Below are 16,747 nucleotides of genomic sequence, written 5' to 3'. Positions count from 1 at the left end.
GCACTGGTCAGTGGCCCATGCTGAGGCCACCGTCAACCGGCAGCCACGCGCCGTTGACATAGCTGGCGTCGTCGGAGGCCAAAAACGTGACAGCGGCGGCGATCTCGTCCGGATGGGCGTACCGGCCGGCGGGAATCTGACCGAGAATCCGGTCCCGCTGGGCGTCGGTGAGCGCCTTGGTCATGTCGGTGTCGACAAAGCCGGGGGCGACCACGTTGGCGGTGATGTTCCTGGTGGCCAACTCCCTGGTGATGGAGCGGGCGAACCCGAGCAGACCGGCCTTGGCGGCGGCATAGTTGGCCTGCCCGGCACTGCCCGTCATGCCGGACACCGACGAGATGAAGATCAGTCGGCCCCAACGCTTTCGGAGCATGCCGGACGCGGCCCGCTTGGCCACCCGGAACGGACCGGTGAGGTTGGTGTCGATCACCGAGGTGAAGGTCTCCTCGTCCATCCGCAGCAGCAACGTGTCGGCGGTGATGCCGGCGTTGGCCACCAGCACCTCGACCGGTCCCTGCCGCTGCTCGACCTCGGTGAAGGCCGCGTCCACCGATGCCGCATCGGTGACGTCACAGCGCACCCCGGCCAGTCCCGCCGGCGGCTCCCCGTTGCGGTAGGTGACCGTGACGCGGTGCCCGGCTTCCGCGAGTTTGCGGGCCACCGCCAGGCCGATGCCTCTGCTGCCGCCGGTCACCAGCACGCTGCGCGACCCGGGGCCGGGCGTCCCGGATCCGGTGGCGGCATCGGTGGTCGCTGCGGGCGCGTTCGGGTCGGTCACAGGCGTCGTTCTCCTTGCGGTCCGGGCAGCCGCGGTTACGTGCTCCGCGTCCCGGCGTCGGGGGGCCGGGTGTTGCCTCGCGCCGAGCAGCCTATCCGGCGGACCGCGAGGTCATGGAATGCGGCGACCGACCACCAGCGCACCGGCGGCGCCGACCATCACCGCCAGCGAGCCGGCGATCATCCACGGCCGCGAGACGTCCTTGGGTTGCAACTCGTAACCGATCTGCTCGCCCAGCTGCGAGTAGACCTTCTTCAGTTCTTCTTTGGTGGCGGCGGTGTGGAAGTCGCCACCGGACAGCCGGGCGATGTCCTTCATCCCGGCCTCGTCCAGCGGCACCGGCTGCGGCTGACCGTTGACGTCGATGCTGGCGTTGTTGGTACCGAAGGCGATCACCGACACCGGAACCTTGGCTGCCGCGGCCGCCTGCGCCGCGGCCTGCTCGGCCCGGCCGACGGTGCGCTTGCCGTCGGTCATCAGCACGATCCGGGCCGGCGGCTTCTCCTCGGTGCCGCCGTAGGCCTTGGAGTAGACGTCGATGGTCTGCAGCGCCGCGTAGATCGCCTCGCCGGTGGCGGTGGCCTCGTCCAGCTTCAGCCCGTCGATCGCCGACAGCGCCGGCGCCCGATCGGTGGTGGGGCTGACCAGCACCGACGGCACCCCGGCGAACTCCAGGACGCCGAGGTTGACGCCTGGCGTCAGGTCGGTGACGAACTGCTTGGCGGCCTCCTGCGCGGCCACCAGCCGGTTCGGCGGCACGTCGGTGGCCTCCATCGACAGCGACACGTCAATGGCGAGCACCACAACGGCGCGATTGCGGGGCACCTTGGCCTCCGCGGTCGGCGCCGCCATGGCCACCGTCAGCAGGGCAAGGCCCAGCAACACCAGCGCGGTGGGCACGTGCCGGATCCAGCCGGGGCGTTTGGGCGCCACCCGGTCCAGCAGCTCAAGGTTGGCGAACCGCATGGTGTCCCGGCGGCGGCGGCGCTGCGCGATCAGGTAGCCGAGGGCGAGCGCCAGCACCACGGCGCCCAGCGCCAGCCACCACGGCGAGGCGAACGTCATCGCGTGCCCACCGCCCGGATCGGTGCCAGTCGCGGGCCGCCCGTCCCCGCCGTGCTCGCCGTCGTTCCCGCAGCCCGCCCGGTGTTCGGCTCGGTATGGGTGCCGGCCGCGCCGCTGCCGGCGCCGGTCCAGCCGCGCTTGCGGCTCAGCACGAACCGCAGCACGTCGTTCACCCAGTCCCGGTCGGTGCGCAGGGTGAGCTGGGCGCTGCCGCAGCGACGCAGCGCGGCGGCGACCTGACGACGATGCTCGGCGGCGGCCCCGGCGAAGTCGTTGCGCAGCCGGGCCGTCGTCTGAACCTCCTTGCTGCGACCGGATTCCGGATCGACCAACGTCACGGTGCCGACGTCGGGCAGCTCGACGTCGCGCGGGTCGAGCACCTCGATGGCCAGCAGGTCGTGCCGGACCCGCAGCGCGCGCAGCGACCGTTCCCAGTCGATCGGGCCGAGGAAGTCGGAGATCACCACCACAAGGCCACGGCGGCGCGGCGGGCGGCGCAGCTGCTCGAGACCGTCGACGAGGCCGCCGGTGGCGCCGGGCTCGCTGCGCGGGGTGCCGACGAGTTGCCGCAGCAGGTACTGCAGGTGCGGACGTCCGCCGCGGGCCGGGATCCGGTGCAGGCCGTCCCCGCTGCTGATCACCGCACCGATCCGGTTGCCGCCGCCCTGGGTCAGGTGTCCGACGGCGGCCGCGGCGGCCACCACCAGGTCGCGCTTCTCGCAGCCGGTGGTGCCGAAGTCCAGCGACGCGGTGAGGTCGGCCACCAACCAGGTCTCCAACTCGCGGTCGGCGATGCTCTGCCGAATGTGCGGCTCGGTGGTGCGGGCGGTGACCGACCAGTCCATCCGCCGGACGTCGTCGCCCGGGTAGTACAGCCGGGCCTCCCCCGGTTCCGAACCTGGTCCGGGGACCAACCCGAGGTGATTGCCTTGCAGCAGGCCGTCCAACCGCCGCCGGACGGTGAGTTCCAGCGTGGTCAGCGCGGCGTCCAGCCGGGCCGGGTCGGCGGTGCTGGGCACGCCGGCAGGGTTGTCGGTGCCGGCACCCTCACCCGGCTCGGCCGCGGCTGCCGCGCCGGTCCGGGTGGTAGCGCGTCCGGCGCGGCCGGTGGCGCCGGATGCCATCAAGCCGCTCCCGGGTGGGTGAACGGCGACACCTGGGGCAGCGGAATGGCCTGCATCAGCTTGCCGAGGATGACGTCCATCGGAACCCCGTCGGCGAGCGCGTCGTACGACAGCACCAGCCGGTGCCGCAGCACGTCGGGGGCGACGTCCACCACGTCCTGCGGGATGACGAAGTCGCGTCCGCGGACGAGCGCCAGCGCCCGCGCCGCCGCGATGATGCCGAGGGTGGCCCGCGGCGAGGCGCCGTACGAGAGCCAGCCGGCGACGTCCGGCAGGCCGTGCTCGGCCGGGGTGCGGGTGGCGAACACCAGCCGGACGACGTAATCGACCAGCGCGTGATGGACAAAGACGTTGGCCGCCACCTCTTGCAGCCTGGCCAGCTCGGAGATGGCCAGGGCCTGATTCGGCTCCGGCGGGGTGACGCTCATCCGGTAGACGATCTCGCGCTCTTCCTCCACCTCCGGGTAGCCGACCTGCAGCTTGAACAGGAACCGGTCGCGCTGGGCTTCCGGGAGCGGGTAGACGCCCTCGTTCTCGATCGGGTTCTGGGTGGCAAGCACCAGGAACGGTTTGGGCATCGGGTAGGTCTGCCCGCCGATGGACACGTGCCGCTCGGCCATCACCTCGAGCAGCGCCGACTGCACCTTGGCCGGCGCCCGGTTGATCTCGTCGGCGAGGACGAAGTTCGCCACCACCGGACCCAGCTCGGTGTCGAACGCCTCCCGGCCGGCGCGGTAGATCCTGGTGCCGAGCAAATCGGCCGGCACCAGGTCGGGGGTGAACTGGATGCGCGAGAACGATCCGCCGACAACCTTCGAGAAGGTTTCCACAGCAAGGGTTTTCGCCACCCCTGGGACACCCTCGATGAGCAGGTGGCCCTTGGCGAGCAGTCCGACAAGCATCCGCTCGACCAGCCGGTCCTGCCCGACGATGATCCGCTTCACCTCGAAGATGGTGCGTTCCAGCAGCGCCGCGTCCTGCGCCGGATTGCCGGGAGCGCCGCCGGGGCCCGCCGCGCCGGCTGGCTGTCCGCCACCGGTCCCGCCGCCACCGGCCGGTGGGGTCAGGTCCGGGCTGGGGCGATCGGTCGGCTGGTCGGGCTGTGCGGTTGCCGTCACCGGCTCCTCCTTGGCATCAATCGCGTGTGACCTCACCGGCCGGTGTGGGCCGGGACGAGGTGGCGCTGGGGGTATGCATCCACCAGGCTGCCACAACCAGCTGTGCGGCCAGTGCGGGTCGGCCGATCCGGCCGGGCCTTCCGCAACGCAGACGGTCCGGCCACCCCTCGGGGCGACCGGACCGTCTGCGTGTCGGCTGCCGCCGGTTCAGGTGCCGGGGCGGGTGGCGCCGATGTAGCCGCTGGACCGCCACGGGCTGACGATCACCTTGCTGCCCGAGTAGGGCGCCTGGATGATCTGGTCGTTGCCCATGTAGATGGCCACGTGATGGATGGTGCTGGGGTCCGAGGTGTTCGCGGCGTAAAACAGCAGGTCACCCGGCTGCAGCTGATCCCGCGGGATACGCTGCCCGATGTTGAACTGGTACGCCGAGTAGTGCGGCAGGCTGACCCCGGCCTGCGCCCAGGCGTACAGCGTCAGGCCGGAGCAGTCGAAGCCGACGGTGTTCCACGGCTCGTACGGCAGGCAGCTGGCCGAGCAGCCGGCGCGGATGCCGGTGGTCGGGCCGTCGGCGTTACCGCCGCCCCACGAGTACGGGGTGCCCAACCAGCGCAGCGCCGCGTTCACCACGATGGAGCCCTTGGAGCCGTCGCTGGGCACCTGGCTGCCGCCACCGTTGGAGCTGCCGCCGTTGGAGCCGCCGCCGTTTGAACTGCCGCCGTCGTTGCTGTTGCCGCCGCTGCTTGCACTCGGGTCGTACTCGGTGCCGGCATCACAGGCGACGCCGTTGCCGTTGGGGTCCAGCGCGGCGCGGTAGCCGGGCTGGCCCTTGCGCAGCGGCGCCTTGCCGGCGGCCCTGGCAGCGTCGCAATCCTTGAAGTAGGACCCGTCGCCGGTGCCCCTGCCGCGGATCTGTTTGAGCCGATCGGCCATCTCCTTGGCCTTGCGGGCCGCTTCCAGTTCGGCCTTGCGGTCGGCCTCGGCCTGCCGTGCCCTGGCGTCCGCCGCCGCCTTCGCCGCCGCGTCGGCCGCGGCCTTGTCGGCGGCCGCCTTCGCCGCGGCTTCCCGCTGCCGCTGCTGCGCAGCCTTAGCGGCGTCGGCCTTGACCTTGGCTGCCCGCGCTGCCTGCTCCTTTGCCTTGAGCTCGGCGGCGGCCTTCGCGGCCCGGTCGGACGCCGTCCTCGCCGCGGTATCGGTGCTCGGCTTGGCGCTGGTGTTGTTTCCGGACGGCTTGCTGGAGTCGGCAGCCGGCGCGGGCTTGGGTGCGCTCGGTTGCGTTGCCGCGGGCTTCGGCGCTGGCTTCGCGGCAGTCCCGGTGGCTGCCGACCGGTCCGCCGACTGCGCCGGTTGCTGCTGAGCGGGTGCCTGCCGGGCCGGTGCCTGCTGGGCCGCCGTCTGTTGTTTGGCCGCCGGTTCGGCTGGGGCCTGCTCGGCGGCTTGCTCGGCTGCTTGTTTCGCTTCTTGTTTGACTGCGGTGTCCTGCTCCGCTGCGTTCTGCTCCGCCGCGTTTTGCTGGGCGGCATCTTGCTGGGCTGCATTCTGCTGGGCCGCGGCAGCCTGCTGCTCGGCCGCAGCGGCGCGGGCCTGCGCGGCGTCGGCGTCGGCCTTGCGCTGCGCCTGCGCCGCCGCCGCGGCCTGCGCGTCGGCCTCAGCCTTGGCCTTGGCCTGCGCCTCGGCGCGGGCCTTGGCCTCGGCTGCGGCCTTCGCGGCTGCTTCCTGACGAGCGGCTTCCTCGCGCGCCTTGCGCGCCCGCTCCTCGGCCAGCCGCTGCTGCTGCTCGTCGTAGGCCTTCTTCTCTGCGACCCACTGGTTGTAGGCGTCGCGCTCGGCCTTCAGGCTGTCGGTGTTGTTGAGCGCATCCTCGTAGGCCCGCTGCTGGGTCTGCAGCTGAGACTTCAGCTGCTTCATCTGCTGCTCGCCGGTGGCCAGCTCACGGGCCGTGCGGTCGGCCGCAGACTTCGCATCGGTAGCGGCCTTGGCCGCTGCCTGCTTGGCGGCGGTCGCCTTGCGCTCGGCGTCCCTGGCCTGCGCGTCGGCGTTGGCCTTGCCATTGCGCGCCTTCTCCAGCTCGGTGATGACGCTGCCCTGCGAGCGAGACACCTGCTGCAGCACCGAATCTCGGGACAACAGATCCGTCGGGCTGGAGGCGCCGATCACCACGGCCAGCGAGCTGAGCTGGCCGCCGGTGCGGAACGATGCCGCCGCGAACTCAGCAGCGTCCTGCTTCGCCTTGGTGACGGCGGCGTCGGCGGTGCCGGCCGCGGCCTTCGCCTTGGCCACCGCCGCGACCGCGTCCTCGGCGTCGGCCTGCGCGATCTGCAGGTCGACGTTCGCCTTGTTGACCAGCTCCGACTTCGCCTCCATCTCGTCGTTGAGATCGGCGATCTTGCTTTCGGTGCCGCTGATCTGACCGGACAGCTGCCCCACCTGGGCCGCGGCCTGATCGGCCTGCTGCTGGCTGCCGGCGATCTCGTCGTCGGACGGGTTGGCCGGCGGGTTCGGATCGGGGGCCGGCAGCAGGGAGCCGATCGAGTCCGCACCAGACTCCGCACCCGAGCCCGCACCGGAGTCGGTGCCGGCGCTGGAGCTATCGGAGCCGTCCCCGGTGTTGCTGTCGGCATCGCTCTGCGCGCGGTCGGCCGGGCTGGGATCGCCCTGGGTGTCGGAGGACCCGGCGGTGCCGGGGCTGTCGCCAGGGGCGGCCTGCGCTGCGCTCACGCCACCGACGGTCAGCGCACCGACGGTGAGCAGGACGGCGAAGCTGCGGGCGGCGCGCCGCCAGGGCGCTGGCGCCCAGCTGTCCAGCCAGGCCGGCGCGGTGGCGGCCCGGCGTGGTCGCATGCGGCCACGTGCACGAACGGAACCCACGAGGTGCTCCTCCCCACGGTCGGGCCGTGGACGTCGGGTCAATCTCTCGGTCAACTGCTTGCGGTCAAGCTCGGGGAATCTCCTCCGGAGCCGGCCTGACGCTGCCCAGGCGTCTCGTCTGGACCACTCGTCTCACGAATGTCAATACGACACGCCACGAAGCACGATGCCACTTTTGACCCCCTTTTGACCAGTCGTCACAGCAAACAATTCTTGAAACATCCGGTAAATCGTGTCCCACACCCGACAAACCGGACACGAACTCCCGAGCGTCATGTCAGAACAAGACCTCGACCTTGCGTCAACCGAGGGTGAGCGCCGTCCGGGTGCCGGCGGCCGGCGCTCGTCCGGCACACTGATCGCCGTGACAGCCGCGTCCAGGGCCCGCACCCTGCTGCATCAACCTGCCGGCGTCGCACTGGGCAGCGTGGCCGTGGTGGCCGGTGCGGCCATCGTGGTGATCGCGGCGTTCCTGCCGTGGTTGAAGTCGGGCGAGACGCTCCGCAGCAGTTTCCAGACCACACGCTTGCTGGAGCGGTTCCACGTGTTGCCGGACGCTGTCCAGCCGCTGGTACCCCTCTGGCCGGTGCTGCCGCCGCTGGTGGTACTCCCGCTGCTGCTGATCGCCCTGCGGTGCTGGCGGTGGGCCGGGGCGAGCGCTGCCGTGTTGGCCATGGTGTTCGCCTTCGCCGCCGGCGGTGGGCTCTATTACGGCGCCGACGTGTCGGCCCTCGGGGTGTCGCTGGCCACCGACGGGCCGGTCCTGATGATCGCCGGCGCCGCCGTGCTGTTCGGCGGCGGCCTCACCCTGCTCGTCGCCGGGTACCGCCGGCGCCCGGTCTGAACGGGACGGCAGACAGTCCCCCGCTCCCCGACAAGGTCGCCCCGCGATCGGCTGCGACCAGGGCTCAACCATCGGCAGTCCCCCGCCCCCGACAAGGTCGCGCCCCCGGCGCGGGAGGCAACCGGGGGCGCGAGCTGGGAGCGACGGCGGCGTCGACAGCGGGAGCTGCCGCGAGCACCGTTGCGCTATTCAGGACGGTTCAGTTCGGTCCGATCTGGTTCTCTCCGTTTCTCCCTGGTTCGCTGGTTCTCTCTGACTCAGAGTGAACCGCATTGTTGTTGTGGCGTCGGCGATCTGCCGATCACCCGCCGCTGCGCAGCGCCGCATTGACCTTGGGGAAGACCTTGCCGCCACCGCTGTCGGTCCAGTGGATCTCGCCGCGCTCGAACTTCTGAATGACGATCCCGTTGCTCAGGTACTCGTTGCCGATCGGGTATCCGAGGCTGCCATTCTCGGCCTTGACCTTGTGCCAGGTGGCCAGGATGCCGCCGCGCACCGTCCATGCCTTGCCGCTGGGGGTCTTGAGAATGTCGCCGCGCTGGAACTTCTGGTACGAGCCACCCCGGACCAGACCGTCGATCTGTTCGGCCACCGGGAAGCCGAGGCCGATGTCGAAGCGCTGCTGCATCCACGCGTTCCAGATGGCGTTCCGCTTGACCAGCTTGGCGCCGGTGGCGGCGGACCACCAGATCTGGTCGCCGTTGTCGAAGTTCTGGTACGCCCCGGCGTTGCGTTTGATCTCGTTGCTGGCCGGGAAGCCGAACCGGCCGGTGCCACCCAACTGCTTGTAGCGCACGCTGATCGCGCCCCTGGTGAAGTGCCACGAACCGTCGGACTCCCACCAGATGGTTCCGTTCTGGAAGGTTTGGTACACGCCGCCGGCCTTGGCCGTCTTGGCCTCGAGGCTGGTCGGGACCCCGATCGAGCTCTTCTCCGCACCCATCTTTGCGTAGGCAGCACGGATACCGCCGCGGACGTAATACCCGCCGACCCCGTCGCGCCAGAACATCATCCCGCCCTCGAACGGTTGCGAGACAACGCCTGCCACCGTCCCGACACCCTCGTTCCGCAGCGGGAATCCCAAGGCGCCATTCTCGGAGCCGTACCGCTTGTATGCGCCCCAGATACCCCCGCGAACGCCCCAGGCACCGGTCTTCTCGGTCCAGTAGATGGTGCCCCGTTGGAAGAACTGATAGGCACCGCTCTTGATAGTGGGCTTCTCCTCCGATGTCGGCTCACCCCAGAACGAGGCACCGCCGTCGGCCCGCCAGCGCGCGCCGATCGCGTTCTTCACCGTCGGCCCGCAGTTGGCGCCGGTGAACCTGGTGCCGCTCCATTGGCCGTTCCAGCCGCCACCACCCGGCGGCAGATCCGGCGCCCCGCAGATGCGCGCGCCGTGCCCGGAATCGAACGGCACCTGGCTGGCGGGGTTTGTGAACGTGCAGTTCGGCCCACTGAACATCTGCAGGTGAATGTGTGCGATCCCGTTGTTGGACGCCGCTCCCGGCGGTGCCACCGTGCCGATCTGCTGCCCGGCATTCACCCACTGGCCGCCGCCGACGCCGATGTTCAGATGCAACACCGCGTAGCTCCGACCACTATCGGTGTTGACGCAGACGTTGCCGTACTGCGGTTGCACGTAATAGACGGTGCCGCTCTGCACGGCGCGCGCCGCACTGCCGGTGGTGCCGGCGTCGGCACAGTTGTTGCCCTTGGTCAGGCCGAGCGAGAAATCACTGGAATGTGTCCCTGACTTGTAGCCCTCGCAGATCGACCAACTCTCGCCGATGGTGAACGGCAGCAAGATGTTTCCGGTCGCCGCCTGCGCCGAGGTGGCGGGTTGCACGGCCATCAGACCGGCCGCTATCAGCACAACACTGAGCACCCATCGCATACCGGCAACGGCACGTCGCCGCGCCCGGTGAGCAGGTTTCACCACCAATGCTTCACTCACCACGATTCACCCACACTGTCAGCCACATCGTCAGCCTCCGCCAGATGCATAGGATCGGTATTGGATAGCCACCCTGGATCGGGGGCAGATCTCATGCTGGCGGCGCCGCGCAGACCGGCGCTATCGGACCTAGGCGGAAATCGACGGGTCCTGGGTCGTAAGACCCTGCAGTACCGGGGCGATGCCGGACCGCTGGGTGACCCCGCACTTGCGCAGGATGCTCCCGACATGGGCCTTGACGGTCTTCTCCGAGATGGTCAGCCGGCTCGCGATGGTCGAGTTGCTCGCGCCCTCGCGGACGATCAGCTCGGCCACCTCCGCCTCCCTGGTGGTCAGCCGCACCCCGGCCGCCGCGCTGACCGGCACCGCCGGCTGGTCGACCGAACCGGTCAGCAGCAGCTGCGAGGCCTCGGCGCAGACCTCGACCACCTCCCGCAGGCCGGCGCTCGTCGCCGCCGGGGCGCCCTTGGCGATCAGTGCCGAGCACAAGTTCATCGCCTGCGCCACCCGGCTGGCCGCCTCCAGCATCACCGCCCGCGGATCGTCAGGGAGCAGTTCGGGGTATGCGCGGTAGAGCGGGTCATCCGCCGCCGGCAGCGGATGGGTGCGGCGGTAGTCGCGGCCGAAGATGCGGGCAAGCACGGTGAAGGCGAGCAGATCGTCCTCGGCGAAGGCGTCAGCCTGATAGCTGAGCGCGCACAGCACCCCGAGCGGGGCGGCACTGTCGGCGGAGCGGATCGGCGCGAACATCACGTCGGCGCTGTCGGCGGTGACGTCACCGAAGTTGATGACGGGGCGGAAGCTCGCGCCCTGGTCGTGGCCGTAGCGGTAGCCGGAGCCGCCGGCCCGGATCCACGCCGGGATCGAGCCAGGCCGGATCGGCACAACGTCCGGGCTGAGCACCTGCCCGAGATCGACCAGGTACACCAGCGCCAGCATCTCGTTGTCGGTGTACAACCCGATGTAGAAGCTGTCGACCTGGGCCAGCGACCTGGCGCAATCCAGCGTTGTCGGATACAGGGTGCCGATGCCGTGGGTGGCACGCAGCCGCTGATCGGCGTTGCGGAGCAGCCTGGTCACCTCGGGCGACAGCCGAGCCGGGACGTGCCTCACCCTCGTAGCGTAATGCGGTCGCCCCTGAGCCGTCCCGGCAACGGCGCTCACCTGGGCGGCCGCGCTCACCCCTGGGCGACGGCGCTCACCTTGGCGGCGCGAGATTTGGCTGGGAAGAAGTCTGGAATCAGACTGGAACCAAGCATCGACACCGTTCGTCTTAGGGCGGTAAGGCCAGGTCTGTCCGCTGCCGCCGCGCGGTTCGGGGAGCCGGGCCACCCACAGATACTTCGACCGGAACCGCCGGTCGCAGCCGGGAGGACGCAAACGTCATGAGCGACAACTACGGGCCGCAGGGGCAGGGTGGATGGCAGCCCGGACCCGAGGGGCAAGGTCAGGGCTGGCAGCCGCAGGGGCAGGGCCAACAGCAGTGGGGTCCGGGTCAGCCGCAGGGCCAGCAGCCTGGGCAGTTCCCCGCCGGCGGCCAGCAGGGCTGGCAGCAGGGCGCTCCCGAGCAGGCCGGCGGGGGTCAGCAGGGCCAGCAGGGCTGGCAGCCACAGGGTCAGCAGGGTTGGCAGGGCGGCCCGGCCGGCTGGCAGGGCCAGCAGCAGCCGCCGAAGAAGAACCGCACCGGCATCATCGTCACGGCGCTGGTGCTGGTCGCCGCGCTGGTCGGCGGCGGTATCTGGTTCTTCGGCTTCCGCGACAAGGACGGCAGCGACTCCACCGCCTCCGGTGGCACCGACTCCCCCGCGCTGGCCGCGCAGAACTTCGCGACCGCCCTGGAGAAGGGCGACACCGTCGGCATCGCCGATCAGCTCGACCCGGCCGAGGCCAAGCTGTTCGACGACATCAGCGGTGACATGCTCAAGACGCTGAAGCGACTGCAGATCGTCAAGGACAGCGTCCAGACCAACAACCTGACTTCCTCGTCCATCGAGATCAAGGGCTTGAAGTTCGACGAGGCCAAGGCCGAGCAGATCAACGACCGCGTCAGCATCCAGAAGCTGACCGCCGGCACCATCACCGTGAAGGGCTCGTCGGAGTTCCCGTTCACCGACAAGATCAAGAAGGCGCTCGGCCCGGAGCTGGAGCGCGCCCAGCAGAACCAGCCCAAGTCGCAGACCGTGAACATCGCCGATCTGGTCAAGAAGACCGGCGGACCGGTCCGGGTCGCCACCGTCAAGCGCGGCGACAAGTGGTACCCGAGCATGTTCTACACGCTGGCCGACAACATGCTGCAGAAGGCGGCGAACAACAACGGCAAGAAGCTCAGCACCGATCTGGGCAAGCCGATCCCGAACGCCGGGGCCGGTTCCCCCGAAGAGGCCGTTCAGTCGCTGGTGAGCAAGTCCCTGAGCCGCGACGCCGAGGGTGTCATCTCGCTGCTCGACCCGGTCGAGATGGGCGTGATGCACGACTACGGCCCGAAGCTGTTGGAGGCCACCGACTATCCCGGCCCGCAGGCGAGCGGCGTGAAGGTTGACGGACTGCAGCTGAACACCACTCAGGTCACCGGCGGCACCAAGGTCTCGCTGAAGCACGCCACCGTCACCGCGAACGGGATGACCGTCGAGATCACCGTCGACGGCGACAAGCTGAGCGTCACCGCCAACGGCCAGACCCGCACCATGACCCCGGACATGTTGCTGCAGATGGCTTCCGGTTCCTCGCCCGGCTCGTCCGGCTCGATGTCCGCGCAGCTGCCGCCGGCCATCCAGACCGTGATCCAGAAGGAGTTCAAGGCGCTGCTGAACATCGGCATCGTCACCACCCAGGTGGACGGCAAGTGGTACGTCAGCCCGGTGCGCAGCTTCTCCGGCGTGTTCCTCGACATGCTGAATGCGCTGGACGCCAGCGACGTCGACGCGCTGCTGCAGCTCGCGGGCAAGTAACTCGCTGGCAGGTAACCAGCCAGCACGACCGCACCACACGCCAGACCCGAAGGGCCCTGCCGGCACCACCGGCGGGGCCCTTCGTCGTCCCCGCCAGTAACTTTCCGTTGTTCAAGTGTTCCAGGACGCCCCCAGCACGGCTTCCCAGGACGCGTCCCGCGCGGCTTCCCAGGACGGCACGACGCAACACCGCTGCCCAGGACGGCACGGCGGATCGCGGCGCCGGAACGGGCACCGGGCGACCCGCCGTTGCCCGCTAAACCGGACACGCGTACTGTTAGCGGTGGAGGCGTTCCCCCTGCCACGTTGCAGGGACGAGCGCTGTGCGGCAGCCGTTGTTGCAGTGCTGGACGGCCGGCTGTCGCCGAGCCGCCGCCCGGTCGGTCGGGTGGTGTGCCGTGCAAGCCCGCAACGGCGTCGTCGGGACTACCGGCGGCCGCACCAGTCGAGGAGACACCCTGACGTGAGTATCAACAGCCTCTCCGCCCAGGACACTCTGTCCGTCGGCGGCACCGACTACCGGATCTACCGCATCACCGATGTGCCCGGCCTGGAGAACGCGGCCACCCTGCCGTTCTCACTGAAGGTGTTGCTGGAGAACCTGTTGCGCACCGAGGACGGCGCCAACATCACCGCCGAACACATCAAGGCGCTGGCCAACTGGAAGGCCGACGCCGAGCCGGACACCGAGATCCAGTTCACCCCGGCGCGCGTCATCATGCAGGACTTCACCGGCGTGCCGTGCGTCGTCGACCTCGCCACCATGCGCGAGGCGATGGAGACCCTCGGCGGCGACCCCAACAAGATCAACCCGCTGGCCCCTGCCGAGCTGGTGATCGACCACTCGGTGATCGCCGACGTCTTCGGCCGCGAGGACGCCTTCGAGCGGAACGTCGAGCTGGAGTACCAGCGCAACCGGGAGCGCTACCAGTTCCTGCGCTGGGGCCAGACCGCGTTCGACGAGTTCAAGGTGGTGCCGCCCGGCACCGGCATCGTGCACCAGGTCAACATCGAGCACCTGGCCAGGGTGGTGATGACCCGCACCGTCCCGGCCGAGGACGGCGTGCTGACCGCCTACCCTGACACGTTGGTGGGCACCGACTCTCACACCACCATGGTGAACGGACTCGGGGTGCTCGGCTGGGGCGTCGGCGGTATCGAGGCGGAGGCGGCCATGCTCGGCCAGCCGGTGTCGATGCTGATCCCCAGGGTGGTCGGGTTCAAGCTGTCCGGCGAACTGCCGACCGGCACCACCGCGACCGACCTGGTGCTGACCATCACCGAGATGCTGCGTGAGCACGGCGTTGTCGGCAAGTTCGTCGAGTTCTACGGCGAGGGCGTCGCCGCGGTGCCGCTGGCCAACCGGGCCACCATCGGCAACATGAGCCCCGAGTTCGGCTCCACCGCCGCGATGTTCCCGATCGACGAAGAGACCATCAACTACCTGCGGCTGACCGGCCGCCCCGATGAGCTGCTGCAGCTGGTCGAGGCCTACGCCAAGAAGCAGGGCATGTGGCACGACCCGGCGCACCAGGCCCGCTACTCCGAGTACCTCGAGCTGGACCTGGCCTCGGTGGTGCCGTCCATCGCAGGCCCGAAACGGCCGCAGGACCGCGTGCCGCTGGCCGAGGCCAAGCCGGTGTTCCGGCAGGCGCTCAAGGCCTACGCGGACGACCCGGACGCCGGCAACGTCGACGACGCCGACACCGAATCGTTCCCGGCCTCGGACGCGCCGTCCACCACGCCCGACCCGAACGGCGACGGCGGCCCGCCGGTGACGCCGCGGCCGGCCAAGACCAGTGGAAGGGCCAGCAAGCCCACCGCCGTCACCATGGACGGGCAGCAGTTCGACGTCGACCACGGGCATGTGGCGATCGCGGCGATCACCAGCTGTACCAACACGTCCAACCCGCAGGTGATGCTCGGCGCGGCGCTGCTGGCGAAGAAGGCCGTCGAGAAGGGCCTCGACCGCAAGCCGTGGGTGAAGACCACCCTTGCCCCCGGTTCCAAGGTCGTCATGGACTACTACGAGCGGGCCGGCCTGATGCCGTACCTGGAGAAGCTCGGGTTCAATCTGGTCGGCTTCGGCTGCACCACCTGCATCGGCAACTCCGGTCCGCTGCCTGAAGAGATCTCGGCGGCTGTCAACGAGTCCGACCTCGCGGTGGTCTCCGTACTCAGCGGCAACCGCAACTTCGAGGGGCGGATCAACCCCGACATCAAGATGAACTACCTGGCCTCGCCGCCGCTGGTGGTGGCCTATGCCATCGCCGGCACCATGGATCTCGACCTGAACAACGAGCCGCTCGGCACCGACACCGACGGCAAAGATGTTTTCCTGAAAGACATCTGGCCGTCCGCTCAGGAGATCGAAGAGGTGATGGCCTCAGCGATCAGCCAGGAGATGTTCACCAAGGATTACGCCGACGTGTTCGCCGGTGACGAGCGCTGGAAGAGCCTGCCCACCCCGGACGACAAGACCTTCCAGTGGGACCCGGAGTCCACCTACGTCCGCAAGCCCCCGTACTTCGAGGGGATGGCGGCGCAGCCCGAGCCGGTCGCCGACATCACCGGCGCCAGGGTGCTGGCCAAGCTCGGTGATTCGGTGACCACGGACCACATCTCGCCGGCCGGTGCCATCAAGGTGGACTCCCCCGCGGGCAAGTACCTGGCCGAGCACGGCGTGCAGCGCCGCGACTTCAACTCCTACGGTTCCCGGCGCGGCAACCACGAGGTGATGATCCGCGGCACCTTCGCCAACATCCGGTTGCGCAACCAGTTGCTGGACAACATCGAGGGTGGTTTCACCCGCGACTTCTCGGTGTCGGAGAACCCGGACGAGGCGCCGCAGACCTCGATCTTCGAAGCATCGGAGAACTATGCGAAGGCCGGTACCCCGCTGGTGATCCTGGCCGGCACCGAGTACGGCTCCGGTTCCTCGCGCGACTGGGCCGCGAAGGGCACGGCGCTGCTGGGGGTGAAGGCCGTGATCGCGCAGTCGTACGAGCGCATCCACCGTTCCAACCTGATCGGCATGGGAGTGATCCCGCTGCAGTTCCCGGCCGGCAAGTCGGCCGAGGACATGGGGCTGGACGGCACCGAGATCATCGACATCGAGGGCATCACCGAGCTGAACGAGGGCCGCACCCCGAAGACGGTGACGGTCAAGGTGACCCCGACCAAGCCGAACCGCGAAGCCGGCAGCTTCCAGGCCACCGTGCGCATCGACACCCCCGGTGAGGCCGACTACTACCGCAACGGCGGCATCATGCAGTACGTGCTGCGCAATCTGTTGTCGGGTAAGTAGTTTCGCCGCACCGCGGCGGCGGGTCGCTGCACCGGCGACTCGCCGCCGCGGTCGTTGTGCGGCAGGTTCGGCCAGCGCGGCCGGCGACAGCAAACGCACCCGGGGTCCATAGCCGCCCGGTGCGTGCGAAAGGAGCGAACGTCCACCGTGCCAAAGGTCAGCACCGATCACCTGGCCGCCCGGCGCCGGCAGATTCTCGATGCGGCGCGGACGGCGTTCGCCCGCTACGGCTTCGAGGGTGCGACGGTGCGGGTGCTGGAGGAGGCTGCGGGGCTGTCCCGTGGGGCGATCTTCCACCACTTCGCCGACAAGGACGCGCTGTTCCTCGCGCTCGCCGACGCCGACGTGGCCGCGATGGCCGAAACCGTTGCGGAGCAAGGCCTTGTGCAGGTGATGCGGGAGCTGATCGCGCATCCGGACGCCGGCTGGCTCGGCACCCAGCTGGAGATCTCCCGGCGGCTGCGCACCGATCCGCAGTTCCGGGTGGAGTGGGCGCAACGCTCGGCCGCGGTGGCCACCGCTACCCGGGAGCGGCTGCAGCGCCAGCGGGCCGCCGGGGTGCTGCGCGACGACGTCGACATCGAGGTGCTGGCCTCGTATCTGGAGCTGGTGCTCGAGGGACTGGTCGCGCATCTCGCGGCCGGGCTGCCCGCCGACCGATTCTCCGCGGTGCTGGACGTGGTGGAATCCTCCGTCCGGCGCTGAGTCCAGGTCGCCGGAACGGACGGTTTGCCTCGTTGG

11 protein-coding genes are annotated in these 16,747 nt (G+C 69.7%); 4 read left to right on the top strand and 7 right to left on the bottom strand.

Features of this window, described 5'->3' with window-relative positions:
* Nucleotides 1-7 precede the first annotated feature (7 nt).
* The 5 genes from HKD39_RS00995 to HKD39_RS00975 form a co-directional block, all read right to left on the bottom strand.
* Nucleotides 8-700 carry a beta-ketoacyl-ACP reductase gene (locus tag HKD39_RS00995; RefSeq protein ID WP_343074553.1) on the bottom strand — a complete coding sequence of 231 codons (693 nt, stop codon included), beginning with the start codon at nucleotides 698-700 and terminating at the stop codon, nucleotides 8-10.
* Nucleotides 701-889: 189 nt separating this feature from the next.
* Nucleotides 890-1,843: a VWA domain-containing protein gene (locus HKD39_RS00990; RefSeq protein WP_171197974.1), complete on the bottom strand. Its 954-nt coding sequence runs from the start codon at nucleotides 1,841-1,843 to the stop codon at nucleotides 890-892.
* Nucleotides 1,840-2,967 carry a DUF58 domain-containing protein gene (locus tag HKD39_RS00985; protein ID WP_171197973.1) on the bottom strand — a complete coding sequence of 376 codons (1,128 nt, stop codon included), beginning with the start codon at nucleotides 2,965-2,967 and terminating at the stop codon, nucleotides 1,840-1,842. Before HKD39_RS00985 ends, HKD39_RS00990 begins: the two co-directional genes overlap by 4 nt.
* A complete protein-coding gene (locus HKD39_RS00980; RefSeq protein WP_343074551.1) occupies nucleotides 2,967-3,935 on the bottom strand; it encodes an AAA family ATPase in 969 nt (322 codons plus the stop codon). Before HKD39_RS00980 ends, HKD39_RS00985 begins: the two co-directional genes overlap by 1 nt.
* 357 nt (nucleotides 3,936-4,292) lie before the next feature.
* A complete protein-coding gene (locus HKD39_RS00975; RefSeq protein WP_171197972.1) occupies nucleotides 4,293-6,926 on the bottom strand; it encodes a C40 family peptidase in 2,634 nt (877 codons plus the stop codon).
* 391 nt (nucleotides 6,927-7,317) lie between these two features.
* Here HKD39_RS00975 and HKD39_RS00970 point away from each other — a divergent pair, with 391 nt between their 5' ends.
* A complete protein-coding gene (locus tag HKD39_RS00970) occupies nucleotides 7,318-7,797 on the top strand; it encodes a hypothetical protein (protein ID WP_171197971.1) in 480 nt (159 codons plus the stop codon).
* A gap of 301 nt (nucleotides 7,798-8,098) precedes the next feature.
* Here the strand turns inward: HKD39_RS00970 and HKD39_RS00965 are convergent, their stop codons facing one another.
* Both HKD39_RS00965 and HKD39_RS20170 read right to left on the bottom strand, forming a co-directional pair.
* Nucleotides 8,099-9,691, bottom strand: a complete 1,593-nt coding sequence (locus HKD39_RS00965; RefSeq protein ID WP_171197970.1) for a peptidoglycan DD-metalloendopeptidase family protein — start codon at nucleotides 9,689-9,691, stop codon at nucleotides 8,099-8,101.
* Between the two features lie 189 nt (nucleotides 9,692-9,880).
* On the bottom strand, nucleotides 9,881-10,864 hold the full coding sequence (locus tag HKD39_RS20170; protein WP_212753746.1) for a helix-turn-helix transcriptional regulator: 984 nt from the start codon (nucleotides 10,862-10,864) through the stop codon (nucleotides 9,881-9,883).
* A 272-nt stretch (nucleotides 10,865-11,136) separates the two neighbouring features.
* Between HKD39_RS20170 and HKD39_RS00955 the strand changes: the two genes are divergently transcribed.
* From HKD39_RS00955 to HKD39_RS00945, 3 genes are all read left to right on the top strand, one after another.
* On the top strand, nucleotides 11,137-12,699 hold the full coding sequence (locus HKD39_RS00955) for a hypothetical protein (protein WP_171197969.1): 1,563 nt from the start codon (nucleotides 11,137-11,139) through the stop codon (nucleotides 12,697-12,699).
* Between the two features lie 463 nt (nucleotides 12,700-13,162).
* A complete protein-coding gene (locus tag HKD39_RS00950; protein WP_171197968.1) occupies nucleotides 13,163-16,006 on the top strand; it encodes an aconitate hydratase AcnA in 2,844 nt (947 codons plus the stop codon).
* A 147-nt stretch (nucleotides 16,007-16,153) separates the two neighbouring features.
* The gene (locus HKD39_RS00945; protein ID WP_171197967.1) at nucleotides 16,154-16,711 is read left to right on the top strand and encodes a TetR family transcriptional regulator; all 558 of its coding nucleotides are present in this window, start codon (nucleotides 16,154-16,156) and stop codon (nucleotides 16,709-16,711) included.
* Nucleotides 16,712-16,747: the final 36 nt, after the last annotated feature.

This window comes from Nakamurella aerolata, assembly GCF_013002705.1.
Classification (GTDB): domain Bacteria; phylum Actinomycetota; class Actinomycetes; order Mycobacteriales; family Nakamurellaceae; genus Nakamurella; species Nakamurella aerolata.
Note: the sequence above shows the minus strand (reverse complement) of the source record. Positions and strands in the feature narration are given on the sequence as shown.

Excerpts from the sequence above, each read along its gene's own strand:
- HKD39_RS00990 (WP_171197974.1), bottom strand. The coding sequence starts at position 1,843 with ATGACGTTCGCCTCGCCGTGGTGGCTGGCGCTGGGCGCCGTGGTGCTG.
- HKD39_RS00985 (WP_171197973.1), bottom strand. The coding sequence starts at position 2,967 with ATGGCATCCGGCGCCACCGGCCGCGCCGGACGCGCTACCACCCGGACC.
- HKD39_RS00975 (WP_171197972.1), bottom strand. The coding sequence starts at position 6,926 with ATGCGACCACGCCGGGCCGCCACCGCGCCGGCCTGGCTGGACAGCTGG.
- HKD39_RS00965 (WP_171197970.1), bottom strand. The coding sequence starts at position 9,691 with ATGCGATGGGTGCTCAGTGTTGTGCTGATAGCGGCCGGTCTGATGGCC.
- HKD39_RS00955 (WP_171197969.1), top strand. The coding sequence starts at position 11,137 with ATGAGCGACAACTACGGGCCGCAGGGGCAGGGTGGATGGCAGCCCGGA.